General features: G+C 36.4%; 16 protein-coding genes. 11 read left to right on the forward strand and 5 right to left on the reverse strand.

The genetic code is table 11. From position 1 onward, the window contains the following. Positions 1-24: 24 nt before the first annotated feature. The 3 genes from FJR11_RS10565 to FJR11_RS10575 are packed head-to-tail and all read right to left on the reverse strand — an operon-like array spanning position 25 to position 680. Positions 25-192, reverse strand: coding sequence for a hypothetical protein (locus FJR11_RS10565; RefSeq protein WP_168503636.1), 168 nt, complete (start codon positions 190-192; stop codon positions 25-27). Between the two features lie 12 nt (positions 193-204). Continuing rightward, positions 205-426 (reverse strand): type II toxin-antitoxin system HicB family antitoxin, encoded by a 222-nt coding sequence (locus tag FJR11_RS10570; RefSeq protein ID WP_168503637.1) that lies wholly within the window; start codon positions 424-426, stop codon positions 205-207. Further along, complete coding sequence (locus FJR11_RS10575; protein WP_168465855.1) at positions 423-680, reverse strand: type II toxin-antitoxin system HicA family toxin; 258 nt, start codon at positions 678-680, stop codon at positions 423-425. The genes FJR11_RS10570 and FJR11_RS10575 overlap by 4 nt, the downstream gene beginning before the upstream one ends. Before the next feature lie 286 nt (positions 681-966). Between FJR11_RS10575 and FJR11_RS10580 the strand changes: the two genes are divergently transcribed. Then, on the forward strand, positions 967-1,329 hold the full coding sequence (locus FJR11_RS10580) for a DUF2513 domain-containing protein (RefSeq protein ID WP_168503638.1): 363 nt from the start codon (positions 967-969) through the stop codon (positions 1,327-1,329). Between the two features lie 12 nt (positions 1,330-1,341). Continuing rightward, positions 1,342-2,946, forward strand: coding sequence for a HEPN domain-containing protein (locus FJR11_RS10585; protein ID WP_168503639.1), 1,605 nt, complete (start codon positions 1,342-1,344; stop codon positions 2,944-2,946). Between the two features lie 178 nt (positions 2,947-3,124). On the opposite strand, the gene ahcY is transcribed toward FJR11_RS10585, so the two are convergent. Next, positions 3,125-4,402: an adenosylhomocysteinase gene (gene ahcY / locus FJR11_RS10590; protein ID WP_168503640.1), complete on the reverse strand. Its 1,278-nt coding sequence runs from the start codon at positions 4,400-4,402 to the stop codon at positions 3,125-3,127. Between the two features lie 392 nt (positions 4,403-4,794). On the opposite strand from ahcY, the gene FJR11_RS10595 reads away from it, so the two are divergent. Together FJR11_RS10595 and FJR11_RS10600 are read left to right on the forward strand one after the other, a co-directional pair. After that, positions 4,795-6,369, forward strand: a complete 1,575-nt coding sequence (locus tag FJR11_RS10595) for a mechanosensitive ion channel family protein (protein ID WP_168504186.1) — start codon at positions 4,795-4,797, stop codon at positions 6,367-6,369. Between the two features lie 213 nt (positions 6,370-6,582). Continuing rightward, on the forward strand, positions 6,583-6,846 hold the full coding sequence (locus FJR11_RS10600; RefSeq protein ID WP_168503641.1) for a hypothetical protein: 264 nt from the start codon (positions 6,583-6,585) through the stop codon (positions 6,844-6,846). 374 nt (positions 6,847-7,220) lie between these two features. On the opposite strand, the gene FJR11_RS10605 is transcribed toward FJR11_RS10600, so the two are convergent. Beyond that, entirely contained in the window at positions 7,221-8,585 is a 1,365-nt protein-coding gene (locus FJR11_RS10605; protein ID WP_168503642.1) for a response regulator, read from the reverse strand. Positions 8,586-9,248: 663 nt separating this feature from the next. Here FJR11_RS10605 and FJR11_RS10610 point away from each other — a divergent pair. The 7 genes from FJR11_RS10610 to FJR11_RS10640 all read left to right on the forward strand — a co-directional run bounded on the left by FJR11_RS10610 (position 9,249) and on the right by FJR11_RS10640 (position 17,948). After that, complete coding sequence (locus tag FJR11_RS10610) at positions 9,249-9,926, forward strand: VWA domain-containing protein (RefSeq protein WP_168503643.1); 678 nt, start codon at positions 9,249-9,251, stop codon at positions 9,924-9,926. 157 nt (positions 9,927-10,083) lie between these two features. After that, positions 10,084-10,866 carry a PP2C family serine/threonine-protein phosphatase gene (locus tag FJR11_RS10615; RefSeq protein WP_168503644.1) on the forward strand — a complete coding sequence of 261 codons (783 nt, stop codon included), beginning with the start codon at positions 10,084-10,086 and terminating at the stop codon, positions 10,864-10,866. A gap of 147 nt (positions 10,867-11,013) precedes the next feature. After that, the gene (locus FJR11_RS10620; protein ID WP_168503645.1) at positions 11,014-13,203 is read left to right on the forward strand and encodes a tetratricopeptide repeat protein; all 2,190 of its coding nucleotides are present in this window, start codon (positions 11,014-11,016) and stop codon (positions 13,201-13,203) included. Between the two features lie 374 nt (positions 13,204-13,577). Further along, positions 13,578-14,351 carry a glucose-1-phosphate cytidylyltransferase gene (rfbF, locus tag FJR11_RS10625; RefSeq protein WP_168503646.1) on the forward strand — a complete coding sequence of 258 codons (774 nt, stop codon included), beginning with the start codon at positions 13,578-13,580 and terminating at the stop codon, positions 14,349-14,351. A gap of 58 nt (positions 14,352-14,409) precedes the next feature. Then, the gene (gene lhgO, locus FJR11_RS10630) at positions 14,410-15,624 is read left to right on the forward strand and encodes an L-2-hydroxyglutarate oxidase (protein WP_168503647.1); all 1,215 of its coding nucleotides are present in this window, start codon (positions 14,410-14,412) and stop codon (positions 15,622-15,624) included. 122 nt (positions 15,625-15,746) lie between these two features. Further along, complete coding sequence (locus FJR11_RS10635) at positions 15,747-16,775, forward strand: NAD(P)-dependent oxidoreductase (RefSeq protein ID WP_168503648.1); 1,029 nt, start codon at positions 15,747-15,749, stop codon at positions 16,773-16,775. A 159-nt stretch (positions 16,776-16,934) separates the two neighbouring features. Further along, positions 16,935-17,948, forward strand: coding sequence for a glycosyltransferase family 2 protein (locus FJR11_RS10640; protein ID WP_168503649.1), 1,014 nt, complete (start codon positions 16,935-16,937; stop codon positions 17,946-17,948). The last annotated feature ends 10 nt before the right edge of the window (positions 17,949-17,958 follow it).

Genomic DNA, 17,958 nt, shown 5'->3' on the forward strand with positions numbered 1-17,958 from the left:
GTAGGAATATCAATGATAATTAATTTATGATTCATCAGATAATAATTGTTCCAATATTTCTTCTGTAAGTCCTTTAGCTTGAGCATTTTTACCAATTCTATCAAAGACAGTTAGTAAATCTTCCTCTGCTTGGTCTTTTGCATATTTAGAGATAATATATTTTACTATCTCTTGATAATTTAATCTTTCCATAAGACTATAAAGTTATGAAGCTATCTGATAAATTACAGGTTTATATCTTGCTTCGGGAATTGGTTTACCTTCTATTTCCGCAGCTTCTAACCAAGCAGCTTTAGCTTTCAAAACTTCTTGCAGTGCTTCTTCTTCAGTTAAACCAAATCCTGAACAATATTTTAAATCAGGAATATCAGCAATATAACCTTCATCTTCTTGACTGTAGAAAATATTAATGTGATACTGCTTCATTGCTCATTCTCCAAAGTGAGTGCATATTCTTCAATCAAAATCAAAAATTGACGAACCTGATAAGGAATAGCTTTACCATTGCGATTTTGTAAGTTAATAAGTTCTGGGATAGTTGGATGTGTAAAAATGTGATGACTACCGTTGATACGTGATAGGGAAAAACCAAAGGCTTCAACTAAAGTGACTAAATCATCAAATTGAAGATTTTTAGATCCTGAAAGAACTTTCTCCAGTAATTTACGCTTTTTTGACATTACTTTATTTTATCATTGTTTTACATTAAGTTCTATCCTACTATCATTATTCTTTACCTAGTAATAATTCGTAGGTTGGGTTAAGCAAAGCGCAACCCAAAATGGTAAAATTATAAAGATGTTGGGTTTTATCCCTCAACCCAACCTACATAACTGCGTGGACTAAAAACAAGATTTTTGAACACGCGTAGGCGGGTTTTGTCTGTGTAGACGCGAATTATATTTGCTGGGTGCTATACTTAAAATACACATAAAATTCAATTAGATATACGTGAGTGTTATTAACATGAAACGAGACTGGAATCTTGTCAGACAAATATTGCTTCAAGCTGAATCTTATTCTCCGGGAGTTTATATTGAAAGTTTTACCTGTGAAGGATTTGATGAAGCTACGATTATTGAACATATTGAAATTATGATTGAGTCCAAATTACTTGATGGTGAGATTGATAAAACTCAGGCAGGCACGTCAGGTTTTTTAGTACATAAAATTACCTGGGAAGGACACAATTTTTTAGACAATGCCAAGAATGATACTATATGGAAAAAGGTGATGGCTGAAGCAAAGGAGAAGGGAACATCTACAAGCTTTGTCGTTCTAAATGGACTTCTAACCAAAGCAGCGCAGAAATATGCAGGATTGGGATAAGTAGGTAATAATATGGAATTCAAATTTGTAGACCAGAAAATTGAAAAAACAATTAATCAAACTTGGAATACTTTAATTAAACCAAAAAATTATTGTATTGCCTCAACGCTTGAGGATCTAGCAAAATCTTTTAAAACTCCCCATTTAACAATTAATTCCCAAATATGGATGTTCAATGATGAATCAATTAAAAAAATGCGCGAATTTACTGATATTTTTTACTTTAAAACTATTTATATAAATAAAAAAACAGAAGAAATTGCGACTTATGATACTATTTGGAAATCTATAAAAATAGAACTTGAGCTAGAAATAAGTAATATTTATCAAGGTATTGAGAAGAGAAATTTTCAGAATGTAATTACAGCAATTTTTTCTCGTATGTCCGAACAAATTAAAAAAATTGACTTCTTTTTTATTTTAGATGGGTTAGAGTTAGAAGAAATAAATCAAATATCTTTTGGAAATATAAAAATAGTTAAATTCGATAAAAATTTAACGAATGATTTTTATGAAAAGAATATTGAAATCAATCCTTTATATGCTGAAAATCTGAAAAAAAATATTGAAGATAATTTTTTGAATAAAGTAGTGATGATATGTTCAGCTTTTGGTGATTCAGATAAGGCAGAGGAAATTGTTAGATACAAATCTAAAGAATTAATAAATTATTTTAGATATATAATATGTGTTTGGACACATGAAAGAATTTCTGAAAATATTTTTAAAATCAATATTGCTTCAGAAGCTTATACTCAAACTGAATATTTGCTATACCAAGAAGTTACAAATAATACAACAGGTTCTATAAGAAGTAGAGGAAGAAGAAGTTTACAGAAATTCATTATTAATAAAAAGCTGCTTAATGATCTAGAAGAAAAAGCTTTTTTAAATGAAGTTAAAACCTTTTTAAATAATGAGCAAATCAGCGAATTAGAAGGAAGTATTATAACTGCAATATATTGGACTGGAGAAGCTCAAAATGAATTCGACCTTGATATTGCATTTTTAAAATATTGGACTGCTCTTGAAACTATATTCTCTAACGAGAAGGAAAAAATTACTCATGCTTTGTGTAAAGGAATTTCAATTACATTAGCATTGAGTCGTTATCATTTTATTAAAGATTGTGAAACCTTGACTATTTATAAAAGAATTTCTTATCTTTATGATAAACGTTCAAAAATCATTCATACTGGATTCAGGAAAAGTATTACTCCATCAGAACTATCGGAAATTTGTAGATATACTTCATATGTAATTTTAAGTTTGTTTGATTTCAGAAATCAAGGTTATACAGAATTAAAGCAGATTGGTAGAGAAATTGAAAAACACTATAAAATTGTAAATAAAGAAAATACACAGAAAATAACAGCACTGGCTGATAAAATTCAGAAAATCTTAGTAGAGATAAGCACTTTAAATTCAATGAATACAACTACTGAAAAGATGATAATTGCAGCTAAAAGTATTGAAAATATAGAAAATAATTCCAACTTAATGCAGGAAATTATGGATGTGATAAGACAAAGTGATATTACAGATTTGGCAAAATTACTTAATCATCCATCTGCACCTTTTTTAATTGTTGCTTTAGAAGGGTTGCAAAAAAAATAAGTTAGTGAAATTTTCTCAAAAAAGTTTAAACTTTCATCTTATTTCTTCTTCCCTTCTTCCCTTCTTCCTTCGCGCTCTTCGTTCCTTCGTGGTTCATTAAACAAATCCATAACACAAAACGAAAAAAAAGGGGATAAGCCCAAAAGCCTATCCCCAAAAAAATCAACTAATTAATGACTTACGTTCCAGACTGCCAAGAATTGGTATAGTCAATTTGATCTGCTGTCAAACTATCAATGAAAATGCCCATAGCTTGCAACTTCAAGCGAGCAATTTCTTCATCCACTTCTCTAGGAATAGAGTGCAAACCAGCAGCTAAACTACCCTTATTCTTCACCAGGTATTCAACAGCCAAAGCTTGGTTAGCAAAACTCATATCCATAACTGCGCTGGGGTGTCCTTCAGCAGCAGCCAAATTAATCAAACGTCCTTGTCCGAGTACGACAACGGATTTACCATTTGTCAACTTATACTCTTCAGTGAAAGGACGGACATCCTTGATTTCCTTAGCATTAGCGGCTAAGTATTTCAAATCAAGTTCCAAATCAAAGTGACCAGAGTTACAAACAATCGCACCGTCTTTCATGACATCGAAGTGTTCACCCCGAACGACGTGCTTGTTACCTGTGACAGTAATGAAGATATCACCGTAAGGCGCTGCTTCTGCCATTGGTAACACACGGAAACCATCCATAACGGCTTCAATAGCCTTGATGTGGTCAATTTCGGTAACGATGACATTTGCACCCATCCCACGGGCGCGGAGGGCTGTACCCTTACCACACCAGCCATAACCGACAACCACAACAGTCTTACCAGCCAACAAAATATTTGTAGCGCGGATAATTCCATCTAAGGTAGATTGACCAGTACCATAGCGATTATCAAAGAAGTGCTTGGTGTCTGCGTCGTTAACGTTCATCGCGGGGAAGGTGAGAACGCCTTCTTTAAACATGGCGCGTAACCGCACGATACCGGTGGTGGTTTCTTCGGTGCTACCAATCAAATCAGCGATTTGGTGTTGACGATGTTGAACTAATTCTGCTACCACGTCGCTACCGTCATCAACAATGATGTTGGGGCGATGATCTAAGGCTATTTGGACGTGGCGGCTATATGTAGCGGCATCTTCGCCTTTTTGAGCAAATACGGAAATTTCATGATCAGCTACAAGACTTGCAGCTACGTCATCTTGAGTTGATAAAGGGTTACTAGCAATTAAAACTGCATCAGCACCACCGGCTTTGAGAGCGATCGCTAAATGTGCAGTTTCTGTGGTGACGTGGGCGCAAGCAGCAATCCGCAATCCAGCAAATGGCTTTTCTTTCTCAAAGCGATCGCGGATTTGCTTCAATACGGGCATTTCTCTACCAGCCCATTCAATGCGTTGTCTTCCCAAGGGAGCTAGGCCGAGGTCTTTAACCTCGTGCTTTAATCTGGGAGTGGTTGCGGTCATGAAAAATTATCCTTTAAAAAAAATGAAAAATGTACGTGAAAATTTTCGTACTCCCATAGATTGTGCCACGACTCGCAATTTTTTGCTGTAATTTCCCCATAACTACTCAATGCTACTCTTACCAGCTTGACCTATAAAGATTATCAATCTCTGCCTCCGGGTTGTCATATCCTACAAATATCTGTTATGAGTATGATGAACAAATAGCCAGATCATAACTATCAACAAAATTTATCTATCTGACGATAGAACAATCAGCAATTAGAGACAGATTCCACCTGACATACATCATCTCAATTCCTATGGTGAAAATGACTCTAAAAAATTTACAAATAAACTTTGCTCAAGGAGGTATTTGAGTGCGCTTTAAATTTTTGGGGATAACTAGCGCAATGGTAATCACCATTGTATCAATACCAAAAGCTACAGCCCAAATCCCTCTTTTACCATACTTATCCACTCCTAGCAGTGCAGCTAGTTCTGCGAAAGATCCCACTGTTTCCGAATGGGTTTATTTAGATGGTCGTCAATTATTTCAAATTGCCGCATCCAAAAATGATGTTTCCCAACGATTGCAAAATATTCAACTAAATTTGCAGCAAATTAGTCAAGATTATTTTTATTCAGGTAATCAGAAATTTGATATCAAAATCCTGAAAGTAAATAATTTGCCCGTAATTTACATCAATGAAAAATATCTCATGACGGTTAATTCCGATGATGCTGAATTACGTCAGTTAGATCCGGTAACATTAGCCAATCAAATCGCTGGAGATTTGCAAAAAGACTTAGCAACAGCAAAAGCAGAAAGACAAACTCACTATTTAATTGATCAAGGTAAAATAGCAGGTGGTATTGCCTTAGTAGTTATCTTGTCGAGTTTACTCATATATCATTGGCAACGCCGTTCTCTCAAGGATTCAGGAGAACCAATTTCTCCATCGGTGGAAACAGATGAATCAATTACCACCCAGCTAAATTACCAGCAAAGTGAGCATTTAGCAGAAGTCAAAAAACGCCTATTCCAATTAACTCAAACAGGAATTTGGGGATGTGGAAGTTTTGTGATTTTGGGGTTATTTCCCTACACACGAGCCTTACAAATAGCAGTTCTTGCCGTTGCCCAAATCCCTCTAAAAGTCGGTATTGTCGGATTAGGGACTTATGTAGTAATTCGGTTTAGTTATGCTCTGATTGACCAATTTACCACAACTATAATTAGCGGTGGAGTGATATTAAAATCAGGTAATTCTGAACGGACACAACTGCGAGTTTCCACATTTTCAGGAGTGACAAAAAGTATCACCACTCTGCTTTTGATAGGAGTTGGTATTTTAATCGCTTTGATTGCCTTGGGTATAGATATAATTCCTTTATTAGCTGGTGCAGGTTTAATTGGTGTAGCTGTATCTCTCGCTTCTCAGAACTTAATTAAAGATGCCATTAATGGCTTTTTAATTATTCTCGAAGATCAATATGCTCTGGGTGATGTGATTACTGTGGGAGATGTGGGAGGATTGGTAGAAAATCTCAATCTGCGGATGACTCAAGTGCGAGATGCAGAAGGACGTTTAATTACAATTCCTAACAGTGAAGTCAAAATTGTTGCCAATCTTTCTAGTCGTTGGTCACGGGCTGATTTAACTATTCCTGTTTCTTACCAAACCGATATTGATCACGCTTTGAAGTTAATCACAGACGTAGCTGTGGATATGAATCAAGAACCATTCTGGAAGCGGCAAATCCTGGAAAAACCCAGTATTTTGGGAATTGATAATTTTAGCGAGCGCGGGATGATGATTCGCGTCTGGATTAAAACCCAACCCCTCAAACAATGGGATGTGGCGCGAGAATATCGTCGTCGGCTCAAAATTGCCTTAGATCAAGCCGGAATAGCAATTCCTATACCACAACAAGCCATCTGGATTAATGATACTCCGTTGTTGAGTTATCAAGAAAATACTTAGTCTCAATTTTCATCAACAGTAGCAAAAAATATTTAATTTTTGTTGCTGAGTAGACATAAAAATGTAGAGATGCTTGCTAGAGCGTTTCTACATTTTTGTTGGCTGAATATCTTGCTATTTTAGTAAATTTGTACTACAATACGGAAATAGTCTTCAAACCTGGAAAGACTTATGGAATAAGGATTTTAAGGACTACACCTAAGGACTACACCTATGATGAAGCATTATATTCTCAATCTTAACCCCACCGCCAAACATGAATGGGATCGTTGTATTATCCGTGATCCTTTAACTGCAAAACGTCCAGATATAGCTAAAATAATTTCTGAAGCCGTAGGTGCAGATACAGGTAGTTATTTAGTCAGTGTAAATATTGAAGTCACAGTATTAGAAGAAGCATCAGCACCATCACCAGAACAACTTTCCCTACCGTTTCCAGAAGTGCCTGTACCCACACAACTGCGGGAAGCAGCATAGAAGGTGCAAATTATCCGCTTTGACTAATTTCACTGTCGGTTGGGTTGACGCAAGGAAACCCAACACCATACAGACTTTTGATTAAGCCCAAAAATTAGATAGCACTTTAGCCAATTATATCTCTAATACTAGCACAAAAAGTCAAGGGGTATTTATCAATCCTGTAAAAACCTATTTTCGTTACCTTATTGATAACATTATCAATATTATTGAGAATAGAGAGAATTTTTCTCAATAAACATCAACTTTACCAATTTTGCGAAAATGTCTATTTAAAAAACTTATACAAGGGTGGGTTGGGTTGACTTGAGTATAGTTCCCAACACTTTCCAAACTCTATTCTTCTTCCTGAGACCTAATTCCTAATTCCTCAATTATGCCAAGTGCATAAAAATCATTTTCAGCAATTCAGCACGGGTGAAAGGTTTGGTTAGATATCCAGAAGCACCGACGAATCTCGCTTTTACCTTATCTATAATTCCCTTATTGCTAGTCACAAAAATAATGGGAATATTTTTAAACATGGAATTATTGCGGATAATTTTACATAATTCATAACCATCAATTCCTGCCATATTTAAATCCAGTAAAATCAAATCCGGCTTATGTCGAATAATTGACATGACTGCTTTCACTGGTTCATTAATAGTTACCAAAGTAAAATTCTCATCTTCTAAATAGCGACTGATTTCTTTAAGAATCGTGGGACTATCATCTACAGAAATAATTTTGTAGGTTTTTTGTAGAGTTCTCCTATTAACTTTGATTTTTTCTGCTGCAACTATTTCTGGTTGCAAATCCTCTTGAGGTAGATCAGAAATATCTGGTACTAGCTGCTGAACCGCTACATTCTCTGGAGAAATAATCGGAGTTTCTTCAGGAGTATCTGTGCTTGGTGCTACGTCTAAAACAAATAATTTACCCCGAACTAATTCTGTGCTATCTTCGGAAAATAGGAATGAATGTGGATAGGTTTTCGGTAATTTATCAAATGGGGGATCTGGTTCATGTAATACTATAGAACCTTTCACAATATAGGGGTATAAACTTAAAGCTAGTTGCAATTCATCCTGATTCATAATAATCGCTAGATGACGCAAGCTAAAACCCTTCATCCAGTTGGTAATATTCTCCTGTAGTGGTGGTAGTCTTTTATCATGAAATTTGCTACTAACTAATAAATACGGACGCTGATAGGGAGAAGATATATATCTACCAAGATAACGCCAATTTTGTAACTGATTTTGACATTGCTCTATGATAGAATTGACATCCAATTTACAAATTACCGTGAGATCATGCAGTGTTTCTGTTAGTTCATAAGTGCCTATCTTAATGAGGATAAATGATTCAATTACTTCTTTAACTAATTCTTGAATAAGTAATATTGCTTGAGTCGGAAGCAGATGTTTTTCCGTAACTAGCCAATTAATCGCTTCATATTCTGGAGGCTGGCTAGGTAAATTATGGTGATCTTCATTGTCAAACATCAAGCGCATTTGTATACGCACTTCATTATCTACGAGAGGAATTTGTTCATGGAGACGACGCATTTGTCGTTCTAATCTATCAAAGGGTTCTACTGAATGAGTTGCATAAACGATTTTCCCCTGTTCTATATATATCAACCAAGATACAGAGTTACTAAATGCTTGCAAACAGGTAGTTTCATGACAATTAGTTAATTGTCTTAATAAACCCTGGGGAGATAGTTTGGTAAACGTGCCAGTATTCTTCATAGTTTTTACAATTTTTTGGCGGATACATCAATATACTCTTGGAAAAGATTAAATATCAGGCTGTAATATGATATCACTGAGAAAAATGGTCATGATCAGAGTTATTAAATTATGAATATCAATGAAAAACATCTTCTAAAGTTTATCCAATTTGAATGTAACAGTTTATGTAATTTTTTATGCTGATTTTTCACCATTTGTCTATAGGAAAATCTCCAGGTTGTCATATTTTTTCTTGATCATTTAAATTCATCAAATTTCATACTGATATTCCTCCTGGAAATGGATTTAACAATGATGAATTTATTAGCTTTAAGATAGACAAAATCCCACATAGAATCTTTAAAAATTTATGGAGGTAAATCTATATATTGATTATTACAGCTTTAGCAATATTAAACCCCTGCTGACTGACCCCTGAATTCTCTCATTTTAACTTGGGCTAAGTGCAATTATGGTAAACAGTCTATAAATTACCACTGACTAAGTAGTGATGGGAAGTAGGAGAGATATTTGGTAAAGATTGCCCAAATGAGGATCTTTACTGGCAAAATAAATAATCTCCCGCAAAATACCATAATTTTAGTCATCCTAGCGCCAGAAACTATATACTTTGAAGAAAAGGAAAATAAAGCTTTGGACTATAACATAACACAAAACGTTATGATTGATACATTTAACCTTGATGAAGTTGTAGAATTTGCGGAAAATCCAGAACCACGTTGCCCATGCGTATTATTACTTGATACATCTGGCTCAATGCAGGGGGAACGAATTGAAGCTTTAAATCAAGGTTTGCTGAGTTTAAAAGATGAACTGGTAAAAAATTCCTTAGCAGCCAGAAGGGTAGAAGTAGCAATTGTAACCTTTGACAGTAGTGTCAATGTTGTACAGGACTTTGTAACTGCTGATCAATTTAACCCACCTATTCTGACAGCCCAGGGATTGACAATCATGGGATCGGCAATTCACAAAGCATTAGATATTATCCAAGAGCGCAAATCTCAGTATCGGACTAATGGTATTGCTTATTATCGTCCTTGGGTATTCATGATTACCGATGGTGAACCCCAAGGTGAACTAGATCATGTGATCGAACAAGCAGCCCAAAGACTGCAAGGAGATGAATCTAGTAAACGTGTGGCCTTCTTTACAGTAGGTGTAGATAATGCGAACATGAGCCGATTAAGTCAAATTGCTGTGCGGAGTCCGCTGAAGCTAAAAGGCTTAAACTTTATTGAGATGTTTGTTTGGCTATCTGCGAGTATGTCAGCGGTATCTCATTCTAAGGTAAGTGATGAACAGGTAGCACTACCGCCAATTGGTTGGGGAACTGTTTAGTTATAGCAACGGATAAGGTGACTAGGACATCAATTAATAACGAAACGCCGTCCACAATACAGGTTTACTCCTGACTTGGTGACTCGGTAACTCCTGACTCCTGCTATAAAATTACAGCTTGATGTTCAAATTGAACTAGCTGTGGAAAACAAATTATATGAACACATCAAAACAGATTTCTCAATGGCGCATAGTAGCCGCCTCTGTCTGTGGAACTAGCCACTCAAAAAACCAGCAACTTTGTCAGGATGCTCACCATTGGCAGCTATTAGCAAATAATGTGTTGATCATAGCAGCAGCCGATGGTGCAGGTTCTGCTAAACTAGGAAAGGTGGGATCAATGATTGCTGTAGAAACGGCAATAGAACATCTTTCTCTCCAAGAGATTACCAATGATGCTTTAGCTAATGATGATTTTTTGCGTCATTTGCTAACTGATACCATGTTAGTCGCCCGCCAAGCCATAGAAACTGAGGCGGATGCTGGCAACAATCAACTTCATGATTTAGCAACTACCTTAATTCTCATGATTGCTACACCACAGATTGCGGCTGTAGCTCAAGTGGGAGATGGTTTAGCTGTAGCTAAGAATAGTATGGGCAATCTCATCGCCTTAACTATACCCAGCAGCGGCGAGTATATTAACGAAACTACCTTTTTGACATCTCCTTCCGCCTTAGAGACAGCACAAGTTAAATTATGGCGGGAAGAAATTGTGAATGTTGGTGTTCTCACTGATGGACTACAAATGTTGGCTTTGAATATGATGGTTGGTGAACCTCACAAACCCTTCTTTCTGCCTTTGTTCGAGTTTGTAGCCAATGCGGAAGATAGAATATTAGCAAAAGAACAGTTAATGAAGTTTTTAAGCTCCGAGCGGATTACCCAGCGCACTGATGATGATTTGACTCTAGTTTTAGGTGCATTTAGCAATTCATGAGTCATATTTATTAGTAGACCTCTTGTAAAAAAAAGTTTTGCAAGAGTTGGGAAAAAGTTAAAGGGTTAATTAACAGTAGGAAAATACTCCCCCTTCCTTTTTCCTCTTCCCCCAACTCCAATCACCCCACATAACCTTAATTCTTCCATGCAGGTACTACGTCGTCTTCCCAATCCAGAAATTCTCAACCTCTCTGTCAGTGTGGGACATGGTGGTGAAGCTTGTATCTATGCAGTGCCATCGGATGAAAATTTGGTAGCGAAAATCTATCACAAGCAAACCATCTCTTCTGCCCAAAAACTCCAGGCGATGCTTGCCAATCCCCCAATAAATCCTACAGCCAATTTAGGGCATACTTCCATTGCTTGGCCACAGGAATTGTTGGAGGCAGTGGATGGTAGCGGTAAGATTGTTGGCTTTGTGATGCCAAGGATTCGGGGAATGCGGCCAATCATGGATTTTTATAATCCGGGGATTCGCCGACAACATTGCCCATTATTCAATTATCAGTATTTACTGCGGACTGCTCGCAACCTAGCGGCGGCTTTTGTGGCTTTGCACGCCAGCCGATATTGTATTGGTGATGTGAATGAGTCAAATATCTTGGTTAGTGATACAGCCTTGGTAACGTTGGTAGATACAGATTCCTTCCAAGTGACCGAACCATTACAGAATGTTGTTTATCGTTGTTCTGTGGGTAAACCTGAATATACTCCCCCAGAATTACAGAATAAGACTTTTGCTGACTATGACCGGGAAAGTTATCATGATTTGTTTGGGTTAGCAGTGCTGATCTTCCAGTTGTTAATGGAAGGAACTCACCCATTTTCCGGGATATTTCAAGGTGGGATAGAACCTCCCCCCTATGAAGGCAGAATTCTTGCTGGTCATTTTACCTATAGTCAAAAGAAACCAGTCCCCTATTTACCAACTCCTATTTCCCCGGCTTGGGATCTACTTCATCCCAGTTTACAGGATTTATTTGTGCGTTGTTTTGAAGATGGTCATTGCCATCCCCAGGTACGCCCTACTGCTCAAACCTGGTTGTCAGCATTAACGGCGGTGGAAGAGAGTTTGATCACTTGTGCTGCTAATCCTCAGCATCTATATCATAATCACTTGGATAAATGTCCTTGGTGCGAACGGACTAGGCGATTAGGTGGGAGAGATCCGTTTCCATCCTTAGATGTGATCGCTTCTAAACAACATCTCCAACCCCGTCGCAAATCTAAACGGCAGTATATCCCTACCCCACGGATTACTCAGCCAGTAAGATCACATTCCCCAGTATATCATTGGCAGCCAGGATCTAGTCAGCAGTTTTATAATATTCCCCCTGCTAAGAAGTTAAACTCGAAGTTATATGGTGTAATTTTCGGTGTGATGGGGTTGGGTATTTTGGGCTATTTAGACCTCATAGTTAAATTTACCCGTCCCTTTGTTTCCCAAAATCCTTATACTCAACAAAGTTTGATGTCTCGGACAGCTAATCAAGCTCCTGAGCCAACCAATCTTTCTTTTATAGATTACTATCAGCGCGGTGATACTGCTTATCAACAGCAAAATTATCACCAAGCAGTTGCTAACTTTACCCAAGCGATTAAAAAAAATCCCCAATATGCTAAAGGGTATGTAAATTTAGGGAATGCTCGTTACAACTTAAATGATTATGAAGGTGCATTAGCTAATTATAACGAAGCTCTGAAACTAAATCCTCAAGAAGTTAAAGCTTATGTGAATCGCGGTAATGCTTACTATATGCTGGCGGATTATAGTAGCGATCCTGATAAAGAATATAAACAAGCGATCGCAGATTTTAATACTGCCATCAACATAGATAAAAATGATGCTGAAGCTTATATCAGAAGGGGTATTGTCCGATTTGAAATTACCAAATACATTAATAATTCTCTTCAGGAATACCAAAAATCAATTACCGACTTTACTGAGGCAATTAAACTCAATTCGTCTAAAGTAGAAGCTTATTTTCAACGGGGTTTGGTAAGATATCAAATTGCTCAATACAGTAGTAATTATGCAGCAGAATATAAACAGGCAATTGCCGATTTTACTGAAGCATTAAAAATTAATCCCCAACAAGCTAAAGTTTATCTTAAACGTGGCATGGCTTACTATGAACTGGCACAGTATGGGGAAACTGGGTCTGAGAAGAACCAGATTCAAGCAGTTGCCGATTTACAAACAGCCGCGAAAGTCTCCCTAGAGCGAGATGATATGGATAACTATCAACAAGCTCTCAGTAGCATTTGTATTGTTGTCGCTAATAAATGTGACAATTTATTACCCCAATCAACTCTAGTAGGACAGAATAATTGATACAGTAGGGCAAATTAAAAATCAAAAAAGCAGACTAAATCAACCAGCTTTTTGAGAATTTTTAATGTATTACTAATTTTAAATACCAAAAAAGATACCTGACTTCTTAGAGAAATCAGGTATTTGATCTTAAGTATATTTATTATTTACTGTTACCTCTTATTTATACACTTTTTTATATTTACAAATATTTTACAGATAAAATATCTTAATTTACGTATTCTTTATCCTTTTCTACAAATTTATAGCTAAATTATGTTTATCTGCCATCAGCAAAGAGAAATAATCGTTCTACTTATTTCATATCATTGTGCGTTCTCTTCATTTCAATTAGTTTAAATTAGCAACCACCTGCAAATCTTTGAGGTAATTATATGAAAGCGGTGATTTTAGCAGGAGGTCTGGGTACACGTTTAAGTGAAGAAACCAGTATCAGACCCAAACCCATGGTTGAGGTTGGTGGTAAGCCAATTCTCTGGCACATAATGAAGATTTACTCCGCTCATGGTATTAATGATTTTATTATCTGTTGCGGTTACAAAGGGTACATCATCAAGGAATACTTTGCTAACTACTTCTTGCATATGTCCGATGTGACATTTGATATGCGATTTAATCAAATGAATGTTCATTCTGGATATGCTGAACCTTGGCGTGTCACCTTAGTAAATACAGGTGATAATACAATGACTGGGGGGCGTTTAAAGCAAGTTCGGGAACATATTGGTAATGATACCTTTTGTTTTACCTATGGTGATGGTGTCAGTAATGTAAATATTACAGAGTTAATTAAATTTCATCAAGAACAAAAGACATTAGCGACACTCAGCGCAGTCCAACCAGCCGGAAGATTTGGGGCAATTTCTCTCGGACAAGAACAAACAAAAATTACCAGTTTTCAAGAAAAACCTGAAGGTGATGGTGCTTGGATTAATGGTGGCTATTTTGTCCTAGAACCGCAAGTAATTGATTTTATTGCTGATAGCTCAACTGTGTGGGAAAAAGAACCATTAGAGAAGTTAGCTAATTTAGAACAATTATCTGCTTACAAACATCATGGTTTTTGGCAACCCATGGACACATTAAGAGATAAAAACTATCTTGAAGACCTTTGGAAAAGTGGTAAAGCTCCTTGGCAAGTTTGGTAGTAGCAATTTTAGATTTTAGATTTTAGATTTTGGATTTTGGATAAGGGAAAGATTACTAATGTATGATTTTGCAATTATTGGTGGGGGAATAGTTGGACTTTCCACAGCCATGGCTTTAGGAGAGCGTTATCAAAATGCCCGGATATTAGTGCTAGAAAAAGAGAGTCAATGGGCATTTCATCAAACTGGTAATAATAGCGGTGTAATTCATTCTGGTATTTACTATAAACCGGGAAGTTTTAAGGCTAAATTTTCCCGTGATGGTAGCCGTTCCATGGTAGACTTTTGCCAGAAACATAATATTGATCATGAAGTTTGTGGTAAGGTAATTGTTGCCACTAATGAACAAGAATTACCCCGGCTAGAAAATCTCTATACACGCGGTTTAGAAAACGGTATTCCTGTTAAAAGAATTAGTCCTGAAGAAGTCAAAGAAATTGAACCTCATGTTAGTTGTGTAGGTGGAATTCGGGTATTCAATACAGGGATTGTTAATTACAAACAAGTTTGTTTAAAATACGCAGAATTAATTCGCAATCAAGGGGGAGATTTACGTCTCAATACCCAAGTTTTGAAAATTGCCCGCAGTGGAAAAAATCAGGTTTTAGAAACTAATAATGGCAGTTTTGAAACTCGATTTGTGATCAATTGTGCCGGATTGCATAGCGATCGCATTGCAAAATTAGGTAAGGCTAACCCCCAAGCCAAAATAGTTCCCTTCCGGGGCGAATATTACGAACTAACCCCCGAAAAACGCTATTTGGTGAAAACTCTCATTTACCCAGTTCCCAACCCAGATTTCCCCTTTCTCGGCGTGCATTTCACCCGGATGATTGATAACAGTGTCCACGCAGGACCAAATGCAGTTCTCAGTCTTAAACGGGAAGGTTACAAAAAAACCGATTTTGACTTCAGAGATTTTGCTGAAGTGATCACTTATCCCGGATTCTGGAAACTAGCAGCTAAACACGCTGACGAAGGGATTCAAGAAATCATTCGTTCCTTCAGTAAAGCAGCATTTGTCAAAAGTCTGCAAACACTAATTCCCGAAATTCGAGCAGAAGATGTAATTCCTACCCATGCAGGAGTTCGCGCTCAAGCATTGATGAATAATGGTTCTCTGGTTGATGATTTTCTCATCATTGCTGGTGATAATTCTATTCATGTTTGCAATGCCCCTTCACCCGCTGCAACTTCTTCTTTGGAAATCGGTAAAGCCATAGTTAAGCAAATACCAGAACCCACTCATTTGCATAGTTTAGTATCTTCGTAGAATGAACTACATTTTTTTATTTCACGCAGAGGCGCAGAGGCACAGAGAGTAAGGAAAGAGAATTTTATCTGCGGATTTTTCAAGCAACAACATATTTTCACACATCAAAAATTTTAACAATCATGAAGATTTTAGTAACTGGCACAGAAGGTTATCTTGGTTCTTTATTGCCTTCTTTATTAATGCAAAAAGGACATGAAGTTCTTGGTGTTGATACTGGTTTTTATAAAGCTGGTTGGCTATATAACGGCACTAACTTAACAGCTAAAACCCTCAATAAAGATATTCGTGATATCAATCCTGAAGATTTAGAAGGCGTAGATGCTATTGTTCACATGGCGGAATTATCTAATGATCCGACTGGACAATTATCACCCACAATTACTTATGATATTAATCATTTAGGTTCAGTACGTCTCGCTAATTTGGCAAAAACAGTGGGTGTCCGTCGCTTTGTTTATATGTCCTCCTGTAGTGTTTACGGTGTGGCTAGTGAAGGTGATATTACAGAATCATCACCAGTTAATCCGCAAACAGCTTACGCAGAATGTAAAACATTAGTAGAAAGAGATTTACAACCATTAGCTGATGATGATTTCTCTCCTACTTTCATGCGGAATGCTACTGCTTTTGGTGCTTCCCCCAGAATGCGATTTGATATTGTTTTAAATAACTTGGCGGGTTTAGCTTGGACTACCAAAGAAATTAAAATGACCAGTGATGGTACTCCTTGGCGGCCATTGGTTCACGCTTTAGATATTTGTAAAGCCATTGTTTGTGCATTAGAAGCACCCAGAGATATTATTCACAATCAAATCTTTAATGTTGGTGATACTGCTAATAACTATCGAGTGAAAGAAATAGCAGAAATCGTTGCTGATGTTTTTCCTGGTTGTCAATTATCTTTTGGTAATAACGGTGCAGACAATCGCAGTTATCGAGTTTCTTTTGAAAAGATTAACAGTATTCTTCCCGGCTTTAAGTGTGATTGGAATGCTCAACTTGGGGCTGAACAACTATGTAATATTTTCAATCAAATTGATATGAATGAAGATACTTTCTTGTTTAGAGGATTCACCCGCTTAAAACAACTAGAATATCTAATTCGCACCGAACAAATTGATAAAGATTTTTTCTGGAATCAAAAGTAAATAGGATCTTTTTTCCTGAGTGCGTTAATTTTAATTTAACGCACCTCAGTAATCAACAATTTTATCAAGACGGACTAAATACAATTTAATAACCACTTGTAAATCAAGATCAATTCTCAATTTTGTACTAATAACTATATTTTCACTTGAGGATTACTAATGCAAAAACTACTAACTATTGCTATTCCTACTTACAATCGCGCCGAGTTACTTGATAAACAATTAACTTGGTTGTCTCAAGCTATTAAAGGATTTGAAACAGAATGTGAAATTTTAGTTTCTGATAACTGTTCTACAGATCATACTCAATCTATCATTAGTAAATGGCAAAATATTCTCAAAAATATCACCTTAAAATCAAATAGAAATCCTGAAAATATAGGCGTAATGCGAAACATTTTTTATTGCCTAAGTGCTGCTACAACCAAGTATGTATGGACAATTGGGGATGATGATCCAATTCAGGAAAGAGCAGTTGCTTATGTAATAGGGAAAATTAAAAATATTGATGATTTATCATTATTGTTTCTAAATTTTTCTGGTCGGAATAAAATTACTGGGGAAGCAGTACATCCACCAAAAATAGTTGGTAATCGTTGGTTTGATGCGGATACTGAAGATGGTAAAGGTGATGGTAAAGCAATATTTGAACATTGTTTGACTAAAAGTGTAGGGGCAGTAATTTTTCTAACTGCTACAGTATATCGGACTGATTTAATTAAACGCGCTCTCCAAATTTGGCCAACTGCTAGTAATAATTGGATATCTTTAGCATATTTAGCCGGTTATTGTGCTGCTAATGGCAAAGTAATTGTGACTAAAGATATCTATCTAGAATGTATTGTGGGTGTTAGTTATTGGCAAAAAGAACCAAAGGCTGCACTTTTAATGCAATACCAACATATCCCTGAAGTGATTTTAAAACTTGAGCAAATTGGCTATTCTAAAGCATATTGTTGTCGGATGCTTTTACAAAACTATCATGAAGTAGACTTGAAAGTTTTTTTAGGAGCAATGAGAAGATGGCCTGTATCAGCTATAAAAACAGTAGTTCCTTTTTTAGCTTTAGCTAGTATGGCAGTATTGGAATTAATACCAATGAGAGAATTAAAAGTAGCAGAAACAGAACTTGAGAGAACAAAAATTTCAGAAGTAAAAAACTATCAGGGATAAATCAATAAAT

This window comes from Anabaena sp. UHCC 0187 (genome assembly GCF_009712035.1).
In the GTDB taxonomy this organism is placed as follows: Bacteria; Cyanobacteriota; Cyanobacteriia; order Cyanobacteriales; family Nostocaceae; genus Dolichospermum.

Excerpts from the sequence above, each read along its gene's own strand:
- FJR11_RS10570 (WP_168503637.1), bottom strand. The coding sequence starts at position 426 with ATGAAGCAGTATCACATTAATATTTTCTACAGTCAAGAAGATGAAGGT.
- FJR11_RS10640 (WP_168503649.1), top strand. The coding sequence starts at position 16,935 with ATGCAAAAACTACTAACTATTGCTATTCCTACTTACAATCGCGCCGAG.
- FJR11_RS10605 (WP_168503642.1), bottom strand. The coding sequence starts at position 8,585 with ATGAAGAATACTGGCACGTTTACCAAACTATCTCCCCAGGGTTTATTA.
- FJR11_RS10620 (WP_168503645.1), top strand. The coding sequence starts at position 11,014 with ATGCAGGTACTACGTCGTCTTCCCAATCCAGAAATTCTCAACCTCTCT.
- FJR11_RS10635 (WP_168503648.1), top strand. The coding sequence starts at position 15,747 with ATGAAGATTTTAGTAACTGGCACAGAAGGTTATCTTGGTTCTTTATTG.
- FJR11_RS10580 (WP_168503638.1), top strand. The coding sequence starts at position 967 with ATGAAACGAGACTGGAATCTTGTCAGACAAATATTGCTTCAAGCTGAA.
- FJR11_RS10600 (WP_168503641.1), top strand. The coding sequence starts at position 6,583 with ATGATGAAGCATTATATTCTCAATCTTAACCCCACCGCCAAACATGAA.
- FJR11_RS10575 (WP_168465855.1), bottom strand. The coding sequence starts at position 680 with ATGTCAAAAAAGCGTAAATTACTGGAGAAAGTTCTTTCAGGATCTAAA.
- lhgO (WP_168503647.1), top strand. The coding sequence starts at position 14,410 with ATGTATGATTTTGCAATTATTGGTGGGGGAATAGTTGGACTTTCCACA.
- rfbF (WP_168503646.1), top strand. The coding sequence starts at position 13,578 with ATGAAAGCGGTGATTTTAGCAGGAGGTCTGGGTACACGTTTAAGTGAA.
- FJR11_RS10615 (WP_168503644.1), top strand. The coding sequence starts at position 10,084 with ATGAACACATCAAAACAGATTTCTCAATGGCGCATAGTAGCCGCCTCT.
- FJR11_RS10585 (WP_168503639.1), top strand. The coding sequence starts at position 1,342 with ATGGAATTCAAATTTGTAGACCAGAAAATTGAAAAAACAATTAATCAA.
- FJR11_RS10595 (WP_168504186.1), top strand. The coding sequence starts at position 4,795 with ATGGTAATCACCATTGTATCAATACCAAAAGCTACAGCCCAAATCCCT.
- FJR11_RS10565 (WP_168503636.1), bottom strand. The coding sequence starts at position 192 with ATGGAAAGATTAAATTATCAAGAGATAGTAAAATATATTATCTCTAAA.
- FJR11_RS10610 (WP_168503643.1), top strand. The coding sequence starts at position 9,249 with ATGATTGATACATTTAACCTTGATGAAGTTGTAGAATTTGCGGAAAAT.
- ahcY (WP_168503640.1), bottom strand. The coding sequence starts at position 4,402 with ATGACCGCAACCACTCCCAGATTAAAGCACGAGGTTAAAGACCTCGGC.